Annotated in this window: 11 protein-coding genes; 10 read left to right on the forward strand and 1 reads right to left on the reverse strand. The window is 53.6% G+C overall.

Annotated features, from left to right (window positions below; genetic code table 11):
• Positions 1-119 precede the first annotated feature (119 nt).
• From H7F31_RS07955 to H7F31_RS07975, 5 genes are all read left to right on the forward strand, one after another.
• Positions 120-1124, forward strand: a complete 1005-nt coding sequence (locus tag H7F31_RS07955; protein ID WP_187103698.1) for an iron-hydroxamate ABC transporter substrate-binding protein — start codon at positions 120-122, stop codon at positions 1122-1124.
• A 163-nt stretch (positions 1125-1287) separates the two neighbouring features.
• Positions 1288-2409 (forward strand): alpha/beta hydrolase family protein, encoded by a 1122-nt coding sequence (locus tag H7F31_RS07960; RefSeq protein ID WP_187103699.1) that lies wholly within the window; start codon positions 1288-1290, stop codon positions 2407-2409.
• 199 nt (positions 2410-2608) lie between these two features.
• Positions 2609-4945, forward strand: coding sequence for a glycoside hydrolase family 95 protein (locus H7F31_RS07965; RefSeq protein WP_187103700.1), 2337 nt, complete (start codon positions 2609-2611; stop codon positions 4943-4945).
• 193 nt (positions 4946-5138) lie between these two features.
• Complete coding sequence (locus H7F31_RS07970; protein WP_187103701.1) at positions 5139-7448, forward strand: helix-turn-helix domain-containing protein; 2310 nt, start codon at positions 5139-5141, stop codon at positions 7446-7448.
• A gap of 57 nt (positions 7449-7505) precedes the next feature.
• Positions 7506-9110 carry an extracellular solute-binding protein gene (locus tag H7F31_RS07975; RefSeq protein ID WP_187105257.1) on the forward strand — a complete coding sequence of 535 codons (1605 nt, stop codon included), beginning with the start codon at positions 7506-7508 and terminating at the stop codon, positions 9108-9110.
• A 179-nt stretch (positions 9111-9289) separates the two neighbouring features.
• Here H7F31_RS07975 and H7F31_RS07980 read toward each other — a convergent pair whose 3' ends face one another.
• Entirely contained in the window at positions 9290-9883 is a 594-nt protein-coding gene (locus H7F31_RS07980) for a YdeI/OmpD-associated family protein (RefSeq protein WP_187103702.1), read from the reverse strand.
• Between the two features lie 190 nt (positions 9884-10073).
• On the opposite strand from H7F31_RS07980, the gene H7F31_RS07985 reads away from it, so the two are divergent.
• The 5 genes from H7F31_RS07985 to H7F31_RS08005 all read left to right on the forward strand — a co-directional run bounded on the left by H7F31_RS07985 (position 10074) and on the right by H7F31_RS08005 (position 16020).
• Positions 10074-10235, forward strand: a complete 162-nt coding sequence (locus H7F31_RS07985) for a hypothetical protein (RefSeq protein WP_187103703.1) — start codon at positions 10074-10076, stop codon at positions 10233-10235.
• 119 nt (positions 10236-10354) lie between these two features.
• Positions 10355-11389: a Cfr family 23S rRNA (adenine(2503)-C(8))-methyltransferase gene (locus H7F31_RS07990; RefSeq protein WP_187103704.1), complete on the forward strand. Its 1035-nt coding sequence runs from the start codon at positions 10355-10357 to the stop codon at positions 11387-11389.
• 328 nt (positions 11390-11717) lie between these two features.
• Entirely contained in the window at positions 11718-11927 is a 210-nt protein-coding gene (locus H7F31_RS07995; protein WP_187103705.1) for a hypothetical protein, read from the forward strand.
• A gap of 232 nt (positions 11928-12159) precedes the next feature.
• Positions 12160-13716 (forward strand): extracellular solute-binding protein, encoded by a 1557-nt coding sequence (locus H7F31_RS08000; protein WP_187103706.1) that lies wholly within the window; start codon positions 12160-12162, stop codon positions 13714-13716.
• A 15-nt stretch (positions 13717-13731) separates the two neighbouring features.
• A complete protein-coding gene (locus H7F31_RS08005) occupies positions 13732-16020 on the forward strand; it encodes a helix-turn-helix domain-containing protein (RefSeq protein ID WP_187103707.1) in 2289 nt (762 codons plus the stop codon).
• Positions 16021-16091: the final 71 nt, after the last annotated feature.

Genomic DNA, 16091 nt, shown 5'->3' on the forward strand with positions numbered 1-16091 from the left:
AAGTTCGGATTGCTATTAAAAGGATATTTGACAACGATAATGATAATTGTTATCATTAATAAGCTCGGATAGGCGAATCATACATACCGAGACATATGTAACAAAGGGGAATTTGCAACATGAACGTTAGAAAAACAAAACGATCAACAAGTACACTAGCCGGAATACTATTGCTTTCCTTGCTGCTGGCGGCATGCGGCTCGGCGAATAACGATAACGGGGCGGATAACGGCGCAGAGCCGACCGCAACAACTGCAGCAACAGATGCGCCAACAGCCTCCGGTCAACCGACAGAGTTCAAGCTGACGGACGGATTAGGCCATGAGGTAACCATTCCTGCCCAGCCTAAACGCGTCATCGCTTCTTACCTGGAAGATTACCTCGTCGCACTGGACGTGAAGCCGGTAGCGCAGTGGTCGGTTCCGAACGGAACGCAAGCTTACTTGCAAGAGTATCTGGCCGACATTCCTGCTATACCGCATGATCTCCCTTACGAAGCCGTGTTGTCGTTCGATCCGGATCTTATTATTACAGGTATGGCAAGCACGGTGGAAGGCGACAAGTATAATCAGTATTCGCAAATCGCCCCAACCTTCACGCTGGGCGACGAAGTGAACGGCGACTGGCGCCAAGCGCTGTTGAAAGTCGGCGAAGTGCTGGGCAAGGCGGAGCAGGCGCAGCAAGTGCTCGCCGATTATGAGACGAAGGCGGCGGAGGCTAAAGCAACGATTCAGAGCAAAGCGGCAGGCCAGTCCGCGGCAGCGCTGTGGCTCACAGGGAACAACTTCTTCGTAGTGAGCGACACGCAATCCAGCGGAGCCGTTCTGTATGGGGAGCTTGGCTTGGAAGTGCCGGCAACGGTAAAAGAGATTGCCGACGCATCGGAGTTCAGTTGGAACTCGATTTCGCTGGAGAAGCTGGCGCAGCTTGACGCGGACCATATCTTCCTTATTAATAGCGACGGCGACGGTGCCGAGGCGCTGAAGGATCCGGTATGGCAGGGTATCCCGGCCGTGAAGAACGGCAACATTCACGAATTCGGGGCCGACACGAGCTGGTTGTACACGGGGCCGATCGCGAACGGTCAGATGATCGACAACGTTCTGGCGAGCGTTGTGAAGTAGAGAGATCCCGCTATAGTACCAAACGACAGGATGTCGCCCCCAATGGAAGGGGCGGCATCCTGTCGTTTTAACATTCACTCTAAAGTGGATTCGATATTTTACTTTAGGGCTGGCATCTAAGGAGCTTCCTTGGTACCATGTGCATGATGAGGAGGGATTAATCATGGACAATCGGTTAGCGACTTTGCCTGATTTGTTGGTATGCAATAATGGAATTCAAGTGACAACCGCAGCAGATTGGGTACAGAAAAGGCGTCTGGAGATTTTGGAGCTATTTCGCACTCATGTGTATGGCAGAGAGCCTCAGCCATTATCGGTCAGATTTCATGTGGTAGAGGAAAAAGGTTATATGGGAGGCAAAGCCACCCGCAAGAAAGTGGATATTATGTTTACAGGTCCGTACGGCAAGGGCGTCATTCCTCTGCTGTTATTTGTGCCAAACGCCATCGAGACCGATAAGGCGGCACCTGTATTTCTGCTGATCAACAATAGAAATAATGATTATTTGGACCTCGATCAAGAGGAACAGGATGAGTTTTGGCCTGCAAAGGCTATTGTTGACAGAGGGTATGCGGCAGCCGTATTTCATGTGAAGGATGTGGATCCGGATGAGCATGATGGCTTTCGCGATGGCGTTCATGGCATCTTCGAAGAACCGGCTACGCCGGATGCGCCGCGTCCTTCCGATGCATGGGGAACAATTGCGGCATGGGCTTGGGGAGCCAGCCGGGTTATGGATTACCTGGTCACGGATACGGATCTTGATGCGAATCGGGTTGCTGTGGTCGGTCATTCCAGAGGCGGGAAAACTGCACTATGGGCTGGCGCGTTGGATGAAAGATTCGCCATGATTGTAAGCAATAATTCCGGCAGCACGGGCGCCGCTATCTCCAGAGGGAAAAAAGGAGAAACGATTTATCATATTAATACACGATTCCCCCATTGGTTTGCGGAAAATTACAAAAAATATAATGACAGAGAAAATGAGCTTCCGGTAGATCAGCACATGCTGCTCTCATTAATCGCTCCTCGCAGTGTTTATGTATCCAGTGCAACAGAAGATACTTGGGCAGATCCGCAGTCCGAATTTCTTTCCTTGAAACTTGCTGAGCCGGCGTATCAATTATTAAGCGCTCCAGGGCTCGGCAAGCATTCATTCCCGCAGCCGGAGACTCCGATACACGGCGAGAAGCTTGGTTATCATCTGCGTACAGGCGGACATGACTTGAAGGAGTACGACTGGCATTGTTTTATGGATTTTGCGGATAAGAATTTCAACTATTAAATAAGCGAATAGAAATTTCCGCCAGGGCGACATTGTGGGATGTGAAGGCTGGATGCCGCGCCCCGCAAGGGATATCAGGCGAACAGGCGGAGAATCGTACCCCTGGAACCGGAATTGTACCTTTACGCGAACGAGTTATTCTCGGTACCATTCTTCTTGTGGAAAGCGCTAACATAGAGTGTAGACAGGATGGTGCGATATGGGAGACATGAAGCTGCAATATACGAGCCCTGCCGCGGGTTGGCAGCAGGGATTGCCGATAGGGAACGGAAGATTGGGAGCCGTCATTCAGGGCGGCCCCGACAAGGAAATCTGGAGCTTGACCGAGGTTACGTTCTGGTCGGGCCGTGCCGAGGAGCCGCAGAGCGCGACAGGGGGAAAGGCGGCTCTGGCCGAAATGCGCGAACGGTTTTTCGCGGGAGACTATGAGGCCGGCGAACGTCTGGCAAGAGCGACGCTGGAGCCGCCGAAAGGCAACTTCGGGACGCATTTGACGCTGGCGGATTTGGAGATTCTGTTCGATGAGGGGGGAGGGGCGGATGGTTTCTCCAGGGAGCTGGACTTGGAGAAGGCAATTGTCTCCCATGCCTACAGCCGGAACGGATCGCCTTGCAGACGCGAGGCTTTCGCCACGCATGCTGCCGATGTTCTTGTCACGCGGCTCACGACGGGGGAGACGGGCGGGTTGTCGTTCCGGCTCGCCTTGAGCGGGCGGACGCCTTTGTTCTCGATCGGCGCCGACGCAGCCGGATACATCCGCTTCCGGAGCCAAGCGACGGAAGACGTGCATAGCGACGGGACCTGCGGCGTCTTCGCCAGCGGCATCGTGCATGTGGCGGCGAAGGGAGGCGCTATTGCCTGCGAGGGCAACGGGCTTCGCATCGAGGGCGCCGGCGAGGCCATTATTTATGTGGCTGTTTCGACCGACTACGGAAAGACGGATTCCGATTGGGAAGCCGAAAGCGTGCAAGCGATAGAGCTTGCAGCAGGTCAAAGCTATGAGGCGCTGAGAGCGGAGCATATTGCGGATCACGGCAAGTTGTTCGCGCGGGTGCGCCTGGACCTCGGCGAAGGCGACAGCGGCCGATCCGCGCTGCCGACTGACGAGCGGCTTCGCTTGCTTCGGAGCGGTGAGGGCGACGACCCTGCTTTGTATGCTCTGTTTTATCAGTACGGGCGGTACTTGACCATCGCGGGGTCGCGCGAGAACTCTCCGCTGCCGCTGAACCTGCAGGGGTTATGGAATGACGGAGAAGCGAACCGGATGGCGTGGAGCTGCGACTATCATCTCGACGTAAATACGGAGATGAATTATTATCCGACGGAGGCGGCGAATTTGGCGGAATGTCAAGTGCCGTTGACGAGGTTCGTGGCGAAGCTGGCCGAGGCGGGACGTTCGTCGGCGCGAACCTTCTATGATAGCGAGGGCTGGGTAGCGCATGTGTTCACGAATGCATGGGGTTTCTCTTCGCCGGGCTGGGGCTTGAACTGGGGCATGAATGTAACGGGCGGCCTGTGGATTGCTATGCAGCTGAAGGAGCATTACGAGTTCGGACTCGACCGGGTATTCCTGAAAGAGACGGCGTACCCGGTTCTGAAGGAAGCGGCGCTGTTTTTCCTAGACTATATGGTCGTGCACCCGGAGCATGGCTGGCTTGTCACAGGGCCGTCCAATTCGCCGGAGAACAGCTTCTATCCAAATGGGCGGACGGAAGGTCCGGAATATGCGCTGTCCATGGGGGCAACAATGGATATGATGCTGGTTCGGGATTTGTTCGACTTCTGCGCGGATGCATCCGCGACGCTGGAGGTGGACGAGGAACTGCGAGCGAGACTGAAGTCGGCTATGAAGCAGCTGCCTCCGTTGCAGGTGGGCGGCAATGGACAACTGCAGGAGTGGCTGGAGGACTTCGGCGAAGCGCAGCCGGATCATCGCCATCTGTCGCATCTGTACGGCTTGTACCCGGGAGCGCAAATTACTCCGCAAGGGACGCCGGAGCTCAGCGAAGCGGCAAGGACGACGCTGCAACGCCGAATGGGACGCGAAGGGCTCGAAGACGTGGAGTTCACGCTCGCCCAGTTCGCCGCCAGCTTCGCAAGACTCGGCGATGGCGCGAATGCGCATAAGCAGCTGACTTACCTGATCAGCCAGCTTTGCTTCGATAACCTCCTCACGTATTCCAAGCCGGGAATCGCCGGAGCGGAGACGAATATTTTCGTGGCGGACGGCAACTTCGGAGGCGCGTCGGCGATCGGCGAGATGCTGCTCCATAGCCATGCAGGCGCCATCGGGCTGCTGCCCGCGCTGCCTGCCAATTGGCCGTCGGGCAAGGCGGAAGGGCTTCGCGCCAGAGGGAATACGATCGTGGACATGCGCTGGGAGGAAGGACGTCTGGCGGAAGCGACGATCCTGCCGGGCGCAAGCGGCACGCTGGTCGTCTGCTCGGGCGGACGAACGGTGACGTTGGAAGTGGAGGCGGATCGCGCGTATAAGCTGGACGGCGAGCTTCAAGCAACAATGTTGCAGCGGATGTAGGTTAAGACGGTCTTCGTTTGAAGAAACGTCAGCGTGGGATAGCAACTGTTGCCGACACGACAGTTGCTTTTCTTTTGCCTGAGGGGGCGAGATGGGGGATAATGGGAGAAGCCGACCGGAGGCTTGCGGGAAATCCGCCAATCGGTTATGATAGCGCTCTCAAGCAACATGGTCATCGGGAGGGGGAGTCGTCTTGCCAAGGTATTCCAGAGTGTTCAGGAGATTCCTTGTATCATATCTCATCATCCTGATCATACCCAGCATCGCGGGATATATGTCGTATCAGACGGCCATTAACGTTACGGAATCCGTCTCCATCGAGAACGGCGTGACGCAGCTGCAAAAGAGCAAGGAGTTGCTGGAGCGCCGAATGGCCGAGGTTGAGGGGTTTACGCGGCAGCTTGCCATCAATCAGGATCTCGGAATTCTGATGAACGAGAACGGCACGGGCAGCCAATCCAACGTATACGGCATCTGGAAGATGATGAAGGACGTCCTGACGTTCGGACAGACGAACGACTTTTTGAAACAATTCTACGTCTACTTAAGCAATTACGACGTCGTGCTGACGCCGGGCTCGGCTTACTTCCGTCCGGAGCATTATTATGAAAACTACCATTACCCCGGCATGCCGTTCGAGGAGTGGAAAAGCGGCGTGCTGGAGACGACCCACCGCAGCGAAATTATGGCGCTCAGGCCGTTCATGGAGAACAAGACCGAAACTTCGGTCGTAACGTATATGCAGTCGCTTCCTCTGGACAGCTTCAACGGAGCTTCGCCGGCGGTTGCCGTCGTCCTGATCGATCAGAAGATGATTACCGACCCGCTGTCCGGCCTTACGGATCGTTACGGGGGCTGGATCCATATCGCTGACGGAGACGGGCACACGGTGGGACTGCGCGGGGCGGACGAGGAGCAGGTAACTGCGCTCGCGATGGACAGGGACTTCGATGGCGGGAAGCTGAGCCAATTTTATGAAGACGACCTCGTCATTACGATCAAGTCGGATACAACGGGCTGGGTGTACCGCGCGGGTATTCCGAAGGCTGCGCTGATGGAGAGCGCCAACCAAATTAAATTTATCTCCTGGACGGTGACAGGCATCGCCTTGTTCGTCGGTCTCATCGTCGGCCTGCTGCTGTCGTACCGGAACAGCGCCCCCATCATTCGCATTATCGGCGTGATGAAGGAGCAGTTCGGACCTGGGCAGGAGGAGGGGGCCCATCGCAACGAGTTCGACTTTCTGCACGGCAATATCGCCCAAATGCTGACGCAGCACAAGCGGCTGGAATCGGAGGTCGTCCGCCAGGCGCCGCTCGTGCGCGATGCGTTCTTCAAGCGGCTGCTTGCGGGCGAATTCCAGACCCGCGACGAAATTATCGCCGCGGCCGTCCAGTCGAACGCGGGGTTAAACGGCGACGTCGGGTATGTCGGCATTTTGCAGATTAATGGCTACCCGCTGCTCGACAACGTAGAGGTGCTTAACGAGCTTAACGCCGCCCGGCTGATTCTGAAGCAAGCGCTTATCGACTCCGGAAGCTCCGTCCGCATGACGGACACGGGTTCGGATAAGATCGTCTTCCTGTTCGCGTTTCCGGATCTGGAGGGGGCGTCGGGCCTCGGCAAGGAGGAGGTGTCGAAGACGCTGGAGAGCGTGTCCCGCCGCGCGTTCGAGGAGTTCCGTATCTCCGTTACGGTCGTGCTGGGCGGGCTGTTCCAGACGATTACGGAGGTGAGCCAATCCTACGAGCAGGCAAAGGGAACGCTGGATGTGGCCGTTCACCAGAACCGCAAGGAGCTGACCTGGTTCGAGGATACGCGGCATGAGAGCGCGACCTACCATTACCCGCTGGAGCTGGAGCTTCGCCTGATCGGCACGGTGCGCGCCGGAGAGTTGGATGAGGCCAGGCGGATCCTGGCTTCTATCGTGTCCCAGAATACGGAGCAGCGGGAGCTTTCTTACGAAATGAAGGGGCAGCTGGCAGGAGAGATGAAAGGTACGTTCCTGAAGCTGCTCGACCAGAAGGTATTCATGGAAGCCGAATCGTTCGAGGAGACGAAAAACCGGATTATCGCCATTCAGCCTTCCGAACCGCTGGAGATAATTCAGGAGGAACTGGACGGCGTCATGGAAACGCTGTGCGAAGTGGTGCGCAGCCGGAAAAACGACAGCCATATGCGTACGATCGAAGCGATTAAGGCTTATGTCCAATCGGCCTACGGCGATTCCGCGCTGACGTTATACCGGGTTGCAGAGCAAGTGGAACGGCCGGAGAAATATATTTCGCAGCTATTTAAGGAAGTGACCGGCGTCAATTTGTCGGATTATCTGGAGAACGTTAGAATGGAGCATGCATCGACATTACTGAAGCACGAGGCATTGACCGTCGACGAGATCGCCGCGAAGGTAGGCTACAACAGCTCGCATTCGTTCCGCAGGGCGTTCAAGCGCGTGACGGGCGTGTCGCCGAGCGTGTTCAGACAATCCGCATTGGACGGTTAGGGGGAGAGTGGCGTGAGAGCAGCCCGCAGCAATAATCGAATAAAGCTTGCTTCCGCGATGGCGCTTCTGGCGCTCGCGCTGGTTCTTGGCGCGTGTACGTCGGAGCCGGACGCCGCCATCGACGACGATGCCGCTCCCGTCGCGATTCGCGTATTCGCCCAGCAGGAGCCGTCGGGCGATCTGGAGACGAACGACTTCACGAGAGAGCTGGAGTCGAGGTTCAACGTCAAGTTCGAATGGAACGCCGTCGCATCGGCGGGCGCCAAGGAGAAACGTCAAATCTCGCTTGCCGGCGGCGATTATCCCGACGCCTACATTTTGACAACGTATGTGGACCAGTTCTCTCAGGCGGATGTGCTCCGTTATGGGCAACAGGGCGTATTCCTTCCGCTTAACGATCTTATTGACGAATACGCGCCGAATATCAAGGCCGCCATGGAGGAGAACGAGACGCTGCGCGCTTTCAATACGGCTCCTGACGGCAACATCTATGGTTTGGTCGCATACAGCGAATGTTACCATTGTTCCTTTCCGAACAAAATGTGGATCAACACGTCCTGGCTGGATGCCCTCGATCTGGATATGCCGCGGACAACGGAGCAATTCAGAGACGTGCTGCGGGCATTTAAAACGATGGATCCCAACGGGAACGGAGCGGAGGATGAAATTCCGCTAAGCGGCTCCATCGAAGACTTCGGGGTGCGAATCAGGCCGTTCTTGATGAACGGATTTATCTACGATGACGACAGCACTTATCTTCAGCTTCGGAACGGCCGGGTGAGCATGGCGGCGGATAAACCGGAATGGCGGGAGGGTCTGGCATACATCAAGTCGCTTTACGACGAGGGACTGATCGATCCCGGAGCTTTTACGCAGAACGCCGTCGCCTACAAGCAAATCGGAGAAAACGCGGGCGCGACGATATTGGGCGCGGGTACGGCGATGCATCCCGATATCTTCGTCAATACGGGTCCGGGCAACACGCGCGGGAAGGACTATAATCCGCTGCCTCCGCTGGTTGGGCCGCATGCGTCGTTTGCCACCCATATCAATATCGGCGTCTCGCCGGGCGCCAAGTTCGTCATCACGAACAAGGCAAGCGAGGAAGCGCGGATCGCCCTCATTCGTATGGTGGATTATATGTATACGCCGGAAGGGCAGGCCTTCGCCGAGACGGGCAAGGAAGGCGTCGACTGGAGACGGCCGGAGCCGGGAGAGCAGGCGCTGAATCCGGAACTGAAGCCGCAATTCGCGCGCATACCGGTGGATAGCGGAAAGAAAAGCAACAATTCCGGCTGGAGCGGAATGGGCCACTTCTACATGCCCAGGGAATATCGCGACAGCTGGGTGCAAGGCGAGGATATCTACGCGCCGGACGGCTACGAGCGCAGGCTCATGGAGGCGACGAAGCTGTACGACGGACACGAGCCGGAGCAGGTGCTGGCGGCGGAGTCGCTGTGGATTCAGCCGGAGGTCGCCGAAGAAATTAATTTCCTGCAGATGAACATCCGCAACTATGTGGAAGAAAACTCGCTGCAGTTCATTACCGGCAACAAACAATTGGACGAGGATTGGGACGGTTATGTGAACGGACTGCGGGATTTGAATGCGGAACGGTACGTGGAAATTATGCAGAAGGCGTATGACGAAGCGGCGAGGTAGGCGAGGTAGGCAAGGTAGGCAAGGTAAGCGGGGTAGGAGATGGGCGGAAGGAGCGTTGCTTTTGGATTTTTGATTGGTCCCCCAACGTGCTTCAATAGGAACAGGAAATGGGAGCGGATGCCGAGGCGATCTGCTCCCTGCTGTATGGCATGGCGTTAACGGTCTTGCCAGCTAACCAGTTAATCCTTTAGCCCCTTTCCATCCAGTATTTGCGGCAAGTACTTTTCGATTCTGGACTCGCGGGTTTTGGATTGTTTGGGTTCGGAGAAGTAGAAGATGTACGCTCTTTGCCGTCCAGGCGTCAATGCTTCGAAAGCCGTTTTCAAGTCGGGAATTTCCACGAATTTATTTTCCAATTCCTCGGGAATGACGTATTCGGCATGCTGTTTCATCTCTACTTGCCTGCCGGACTTTTCTATCTCGATGGCTTCATCGATATATGCCTTCAAGATCAGCTGCATCTCCTCGATTTGCTGCAGGCTGGTAAAACGGATCTGACGGGCGGCTTGCACGTTCTCCGTCTGCTGGATCAGAATGCCGTGATCGTCCTTAAGCAAGGCGCCTTTGTGGAACAGAAGGGCGCAGTATTCTTTGAACCCGTGTATCAACACGATGTTTTTGCCTTCATGGGTGTAACAAGGATGCATCCACTTAAAATCCTCGGTCAGCCCGCAATCGAGAACGATTTTTCTCAACTCCTCAAATTCGGCTTTCCATGTTTTCGCCTTTCTTAGAAATCCGTCCACCTTGGGATTGGTTTGATTAGTTGTCAAAGGAAACACTCCTTATCGTTTAGTTGTCATTTTATATCCTCGTTTAATAGTCGGTTTAAACGCTGCTTGGTGCCGTTTTGATTGTAGGACACCTTTTGGTGTCGTGTCAACAACATGCCTGCAAGCCTGCCTCCTGCGCGGGGGAGGAAGGTTGACCGGCAGCCCGGTTTCGTGTTAGGGTACTTGTTACATGAGTGCCGCAGGGCAGAAGGAGGATGAAGTGATGCCGGAAGTTGTAGATGATTACGTGAACCTGCCATTCGTCGGGCAAGACGACAAGTCAGCGGGCATGGTTCACATTTTACGGCCGCCGGAGCTTTATCCTACCATGACGGAATCCGCCTATCGGTGACTAATGCGCCGGGAGGCGTAGTTTCGCGATCGTTTTGGTTGATAAAAAGCGCTTGAAGCACCGGCTTGCCGGTGCTTCTTTTTGGTGTTGCTTTCCTCCGGGGCCAGAGGGAGAAAGCGATGAAAAAGAGGAATAGATACGAACGAATAAGCGATATTATCAAGAAAACGGGACAACCCGATTATCGGTATAAACAAATTACGGATGCGATATTCAAGCAGGGAGTACGCGAATACGATAACATGGGCATATTGCCGAAGGGATTGCGGGACGAACTGATGATGGAGCTGGGTAATGAGGTGTGCGGACTTAAGCCAGCGGCGGAGATAACGTCGAAGCAGGCAAATCGGCTGCTGTTCGGGCTGGAGGACGGCGAACGGGTAGAAGCCGTAAGGCTGAGCTACGAACGGGGCTGGGACTCGTATTGCATCTCCTCTCAATGCGGCTGCGGGTTCGGCTGTTCGTTTTGCGCGACCGGAACGATGGGACTGAAACGAAATTTGACGGCGGACGAGATTACCGACCAGCTGTTGTATTTTCTTATGCAGGGGCATGTGCTGGACAGCGTTTCCTTTATGGGCATGGGGGAGGCGTTAGCCAATCCATATCTGTTCGAGGCATTGTCGATTATGACGGATCCGCAGTTGTTCGGTCTTGGCCAGCGGCGGATCACGGTGTCCACGATCGGCATCATGCCGGCTATGCGCCGGTTAAGGGAAGAGTTCCCTCAAGTGAATCTAACCTTCTCGCTGCATTCTCCGTTCCCGGATCAGAGAAGCGCGTTAATGCCGATCAATAACCGTTTCCCGCTGCACGAAGTGCTGGAAGAGCTGGAGCTTCATGTCCGGCAAACGGGACGGAAGGTTTATGTAGCGTATATTTTGCTTAAAGGGGTCAATGATTCTCGGGAGCATGCGGAGGAGATCGCCGGGCTTCTTATGGGAAGAGGCTTGCGGGAACATCTGTATCACGTAAATTTAATTCCTTATAATGCCACGGACGGGACCGGTGAGCGGTATAGTCAGTCCGAGAGAGCGAGCATCGAGGCATTCGTACGAGTTTTGAGGAGCAGAGGGATGCGGGTGACCGTGAGAACCCAGTTCGGCTCAGACATTAATGCGGGTTGCGGCCAGTTGTACGGTTCGGAACAATAAATTTGCGTTTTGCGCGCAGATGGGGAGCGCAGCCGTATGGCCAAAGTGTATGACAACCGCGTCGGCCGAGTTGTCACGACCGCTCCAAGTCCGCCGTTGCCTAGCAGCGCTCCCTCAATACGCAACAACCGTTCTGGGTTGCCTTCTTGAGCAAACGCGCCGACAAACATTTCGCGTATGCGAACATGGTTTACCAAGTGCTGCCCGTGAGTCGGAAGTGGGCGAGGGAGTATGACGGCTTGGCGATGACCGCTTTCACATTTTTCCCACGGTCGTGCCGGAGCTGTACGAACTGACGCCGGGTTTTCGCCAGAATTACGACTGCATCGTGGATTTGACGCTAACGCGGTTTCTATTTCGCGCGTTCGGTGAGGCTTGTTCCGCGCTCGGACGCGAAGCGGAGGAGCGGGAACTGCTTAGCCGAATTGGAGAGATTCTGAAGAGTTTCCCGGACAATCCGACGGCGGAGTCGCGGCGCGGTACCGTGCTCGTCTCCGTGTCGGGCCAGCGGCCGCGGTTATCCCCTGCGGGCAGCTAGCGGGAGGTTAGTCAATTGAGGCGATTGTGCTACCCCTTTTGTGTTTCTCCTTGTATGAACTTGGAATCAACGGGCATATGGAGCTCTATTCCAGGTGCGGTATAGCCATGTACCTCAAGATGATCTGCAAAAAAAGCGAGGCTGTACTTTTCATACCTATTGAAATTGCTATTTACAATGCTTGATTCAGGGCGGAGAATAAGAGGACTACATCTAAAGGAAGTGCCCGCACATGATCCGTTCGAAATGGCTGCAAATCGGAATAACGGTAATCACGGTTGTTGCCCTTGCCGTCATTATATTTATATGGAACAAGCAGTCAGCTATTGAATCCCAGGATCGTCCTCATCTAACGATTATGCTGAGGATGGGAGACAGCTTCCGGAATACGGACAATCCGTACATTCAGGAGCTTGAGAAACAACTCGGCATGGACATCGAAGTGATGAATGTGCCGGCGAGCAGTTATAATGACCAATTAAATGTAGCAATGGCTTCCGGTGGTGTCGCAGATATCGTTCAGATCAATTGGTCTGGCGAAGTCAATTTTTCCGGATGGGTGCGGAGCGGGCTGATCTTGCCCATCGATCTGAAGCAAGCGCCGAATATTGAATATAATACGCAGCCCTCCCTGCTGTCCTTGATGAGGGTGGGGGAGGATGATCGTATATATGGCGTTCCGGGCACGACGACATCTTATCCTTACGGCGTTATTATACGCAAGGATTGGCTGGATCAGCTCGGGCTAGGAATACCGCGTACACTGAAGGAATATGAACGGGTGCTGGAAGCGTTTGTCACGTTGGATCCGGACGGCGATGGACGCAGCAATACGGTAGGCGTTACTTCGTGGCGTCTGAATCAGTTCGGGGGCATATTCGGAGGGGCCTTCAAAACGGATTATTTGTGGAATTCGCTGCACCCGGACGCAGGTGACGCCGAAGGCAAGGTCGTATTCCGGGAGCAGCAAGCGGGCTATATGTCGTTTATGAATTTTGCCAAGAAGGCGTTCGAGATGCAATGGCTGGATAACGACTTTCCATATCTGCAAAATGCGGAGCATAAGTTTATATTGGGCAAAACAGGAATGATCGGCGGATATTCCAATCAGACACTTCAATTGGAGAAAGAGCTGCAGCGTTTTGTGCCTGAGGCTCGTTTGGAGTGGATTCTAGGACCGGCTGATTCCGAAGGCAGACATTGGAATTTTTCGCCCGAATCGTATGGTTACAGAGGCGGCGGCAGCATGATCGGGGATCAGGCCGTCTTTGTCATTACGCAGAACGCGAACTATGACGCCGCGCTGCGATTCCTGGATGCGATGAGCACCAGGGAGATGATTTTATTCGCGAATCTGGGCATTCAAGGCGTACATTATGAAAGCTACGATTTGAACCGTAATATCGTGATTCGCACTCCTCAACAGGTTGAGGCGGTCAACCGCGATTTATTCGGCATATCCGACACGTACCGCAAAGAAAGCCTTGTGCTTCTCGGCGACAACGAACGGGAGAATGATCGTCTGGAGTATTACCGGAAGAAGGGCATGTTGCTCATTACGAGGCCAAGCTCCTTTAGCAGCGGCTTTGCGTCGGATCTCGTCCATTTCCAAATGATGAATCCAAATTTCAAGGAGCGGGAACGTAACACGGCAATCCAATACGTCACCGGAGATATGGACAGGGAGGAGTATTTGGGCTATTTGGAACAAGAAAATCGGCTTGAGCGGCAATCACTCGCACACGCTATTCAAGAGCGGTACTTGCAGTTAAGCCAGCCCCATAAATAGCGGAGGGATAACAACATGAAGGGAAAAAGCATCTACGTACGATCCGTCATCTATATGATTACGCTTATTTCCCTGGTGGTCTTGATTGGCTGCTCCTTCTATTATATAAGCGTAAGAAGTCTGGTGCTGCAAGAGGTGACCGACAGCGATAGCCAACTGACTGCCCAGATGGCCTCTACGTACGAGGTGTTTCTGGACAGCACGATCAATGCGGCGATGGTGTCAATCCAGGCAGAAGAGTCGAAGGGGTTCGGTGAGCAGAGCAGCCCGACCTCTCAGAGCCGTTACATCTATGAAAAGCTGGGTCAAATCTCGCAAATTTCTAATTTTATTTATTCGGTCTATTACACCAATATCCGATCAGAGGAAGTGTATGTTTCTTCCGGCTTTCGGTTTGATAAATCGGATTTCTATGATGGAGATTGGCTCGGAACGCTTGAAACTGAAAGTGATTTCTACATTCTCCCGGCCCGTAAGCTTCCGACACTGCCGCACGGAGAGAAGGATGTTATTCCGATTGTGATCAATATGCCGCTGCATGCTCTGCAGCACGATCATACGTATATCATTAACTTGGACGCTGGACGGCTATTCCAGTATTTGCTTCAACATTCCGACAACAGCGAGGGCAGAAACATCCGCATCGTCGAGCCAACAGGAATGATCTTCGTATCGACGGATCGCCCGCAGTACAATTACCGTAATGTCACGGAGTTTCCATATTTGAAATCGGAAGAGCTTATGAAGGAGCAAAGCGGACATTTCTTAACATCACGGGATGGTCAGAAGCTGATGATTTCACATTTCACGTCGCCGCAATTTGGCTGGAAGTACATCAGTGAAACGAACTACGACGATTTTGCCAAAAGCATGGTGTTCCCGCTTCAAATCATTATTGCTATTGCGGCTATCTCGCTTGTTATCAGCATAATCGTGGTAACTTCGATGTCCAAGTGGCTGTATAAGCCGGTCAAAGATATTATTAGAATGCTTGGAGGTCAAACCGGCAAGGAGAAGCATGTAGACGAATATAAATGGATCATCTCCCATATTCAGGCGTACCTGAAGGAAAACGAACATTTGCGTGAAACCGTCGATCAGAATCAGAGCATCATGGAGAAGCATTTCCTGCATACTTTAATTGTGCGCAACACGTATAAGGAACAGGAAATTGCGGAAAGACTGGACTATTTCGGTTATCCCTTGTATCTGAACTATACTGTCGTCGTGATCGGAATCGATGAGTTTGACGAGTATATGACTCGTTTCAGCATGGAGGATCGAATTCTCTGGGAATATGCGATTGAAAATATAACGCTGGAATTGTTGGAGAGACATGGGGCTGGCTTTTTCGTCAGCTTAGACACGTCCAAGTTCGCGCTTGTATACAGCTTAATTAACGATGTGCCGCAGGAGGAACTGACGGCCAATCTGATCAAGCTGACATCGGAAATCAAGGAGTCTATCCATTATTACTTGAAATTGTCCGTCAGCATCGGTGTAGGAAGGGCGAAACCTAAAGCCGGACATCTCTACAAGTCCTACCAGGAAGCGTTGACCGCGCTGAAATATGCGGAGTCGATCGGTAACGGCGAACTGGTATCTTACCGAGAGATGCAGGGGGCGGAGCGTGAGCTCGATTATCCGTACGAACTGGAGCAGACGATGACGCAGCATGTGATGCTGGGGCAATATGAGGAAGCAGAGGGTGCTGTGGCACAGATATTCAGGTTGCTGCAGACAGTGCCGAATCCGCAGGCATCCCATCGTCATATGATTTCGTTTCAAATATTGAACGCCTTGACGCGCAAGATGTTCGAGCTGGACATACCGGAATCCAGTGTTCTGCAAGGGGAGAACGGATTGGCTGAGCTCTGCAAGGAATTGCTGCAGAACCGTTCGGATCAGGCCAGCATCGATATGTTGCTTGGGCTTATCCATCGATTATGCTTATACATTCAGGAGCGTAGGGACAATGTATCCAACAGCCATGTGAGAGAGATGATGGCTTATATTCGGGAGCATCTGGCCGAGCCGATCTCGGTAGACTCCGCCGCGGACCATGTCGGGTTGAATCGGATGTACGCAGGCAGGCTGTTCAAGCAATATACGAATCAGAATATGGCCGACTATATGAATCAGACTCGCATCGATAAAGCAACGGAATTGCTGTCCGATACGAACATGAAGGTGATGGATATCGCGACAGCGGTTGGTTTTAACAATACTCATTATTTTATTAAGATATTCAAGCGTTACAAAGGCATGACTCCTGGGAAATTCAAAGAGAATACGCAAGCATAAGCCGGCGAAAGCCGGCTTTTTCGTATGCCTTACCCATCACATCCAATCACGTCCCATCAATAACACAAACG

Source organism: Paenibacillus sp. PAMC21692, from assembly GCF_014303795.1.
Lineage (GTDB): Bacteria > Bacillota > Bacilli > Paenibacillales > Paenibacillaceae > Pristimantibacillus > Pristimantibacillus agaridevorans.

Excerpts from the sequence above, each read along its gene's own strand:
- H7F31_RS07965 (WP_187103700.1), top strand. The coding sequence starts at position 2,609 with ATGGGAGACATGAAGCTGCAATATACGAGCCCTGCCGCGGGTTGGCAG.
- H7F31_RS08000 (WP_187103706.1), top strand. The coding sequence starts at position 12,160 with ATGATCCGTTCGAAATGGCTGCAAATCGGAATAACGGTAATCACGGTT.
- H7F31_RS07955 (WP_187103698.1), top strand. The coding sequence starts at position 120 with ATGAACGTTAGAAAAACAAAACGATCAACAAGTACACTAGCCGGAATA.
- H7F31_RS07960 (WP_187103699.1), top strand. The coding sequence starts at position 1,288 with ATGGACAATCGGTTAGCGACTTTGCCTGATTTGTTGGTATGCAATAAT.
- H7F31_RS07990 (WP_187103704.1), top strand. The coding sequence starts at position 10,355 with ATGAAAAAGAGGAATAGATACGAACGAATAAGCGATATTATCAAGAAA.
- H7F31_RS07985 (WP_187103703.1), top strand. The coding sequence starts at position 10,074 with ATGAGTGCCGCAGGGCAGAAGGAGGATGAAGTGATGCCGGAAGTTGTA.
- H7F31_RS07975 (WP_187105257.1), top strand. The coding sequence starts at position 7,506 with ATGGCGCTTCTGGCGCTCGCGCTGGTTCTTGGCGCGTGTACGTCGGAG.
- H7F31_RS08005 (WP_187103707.1), top strand. The coding sequence starts at position 13,732 with ATGAAGGGAAAAAGCATCTACGTACGATCCGTCATCTATATGATTACG.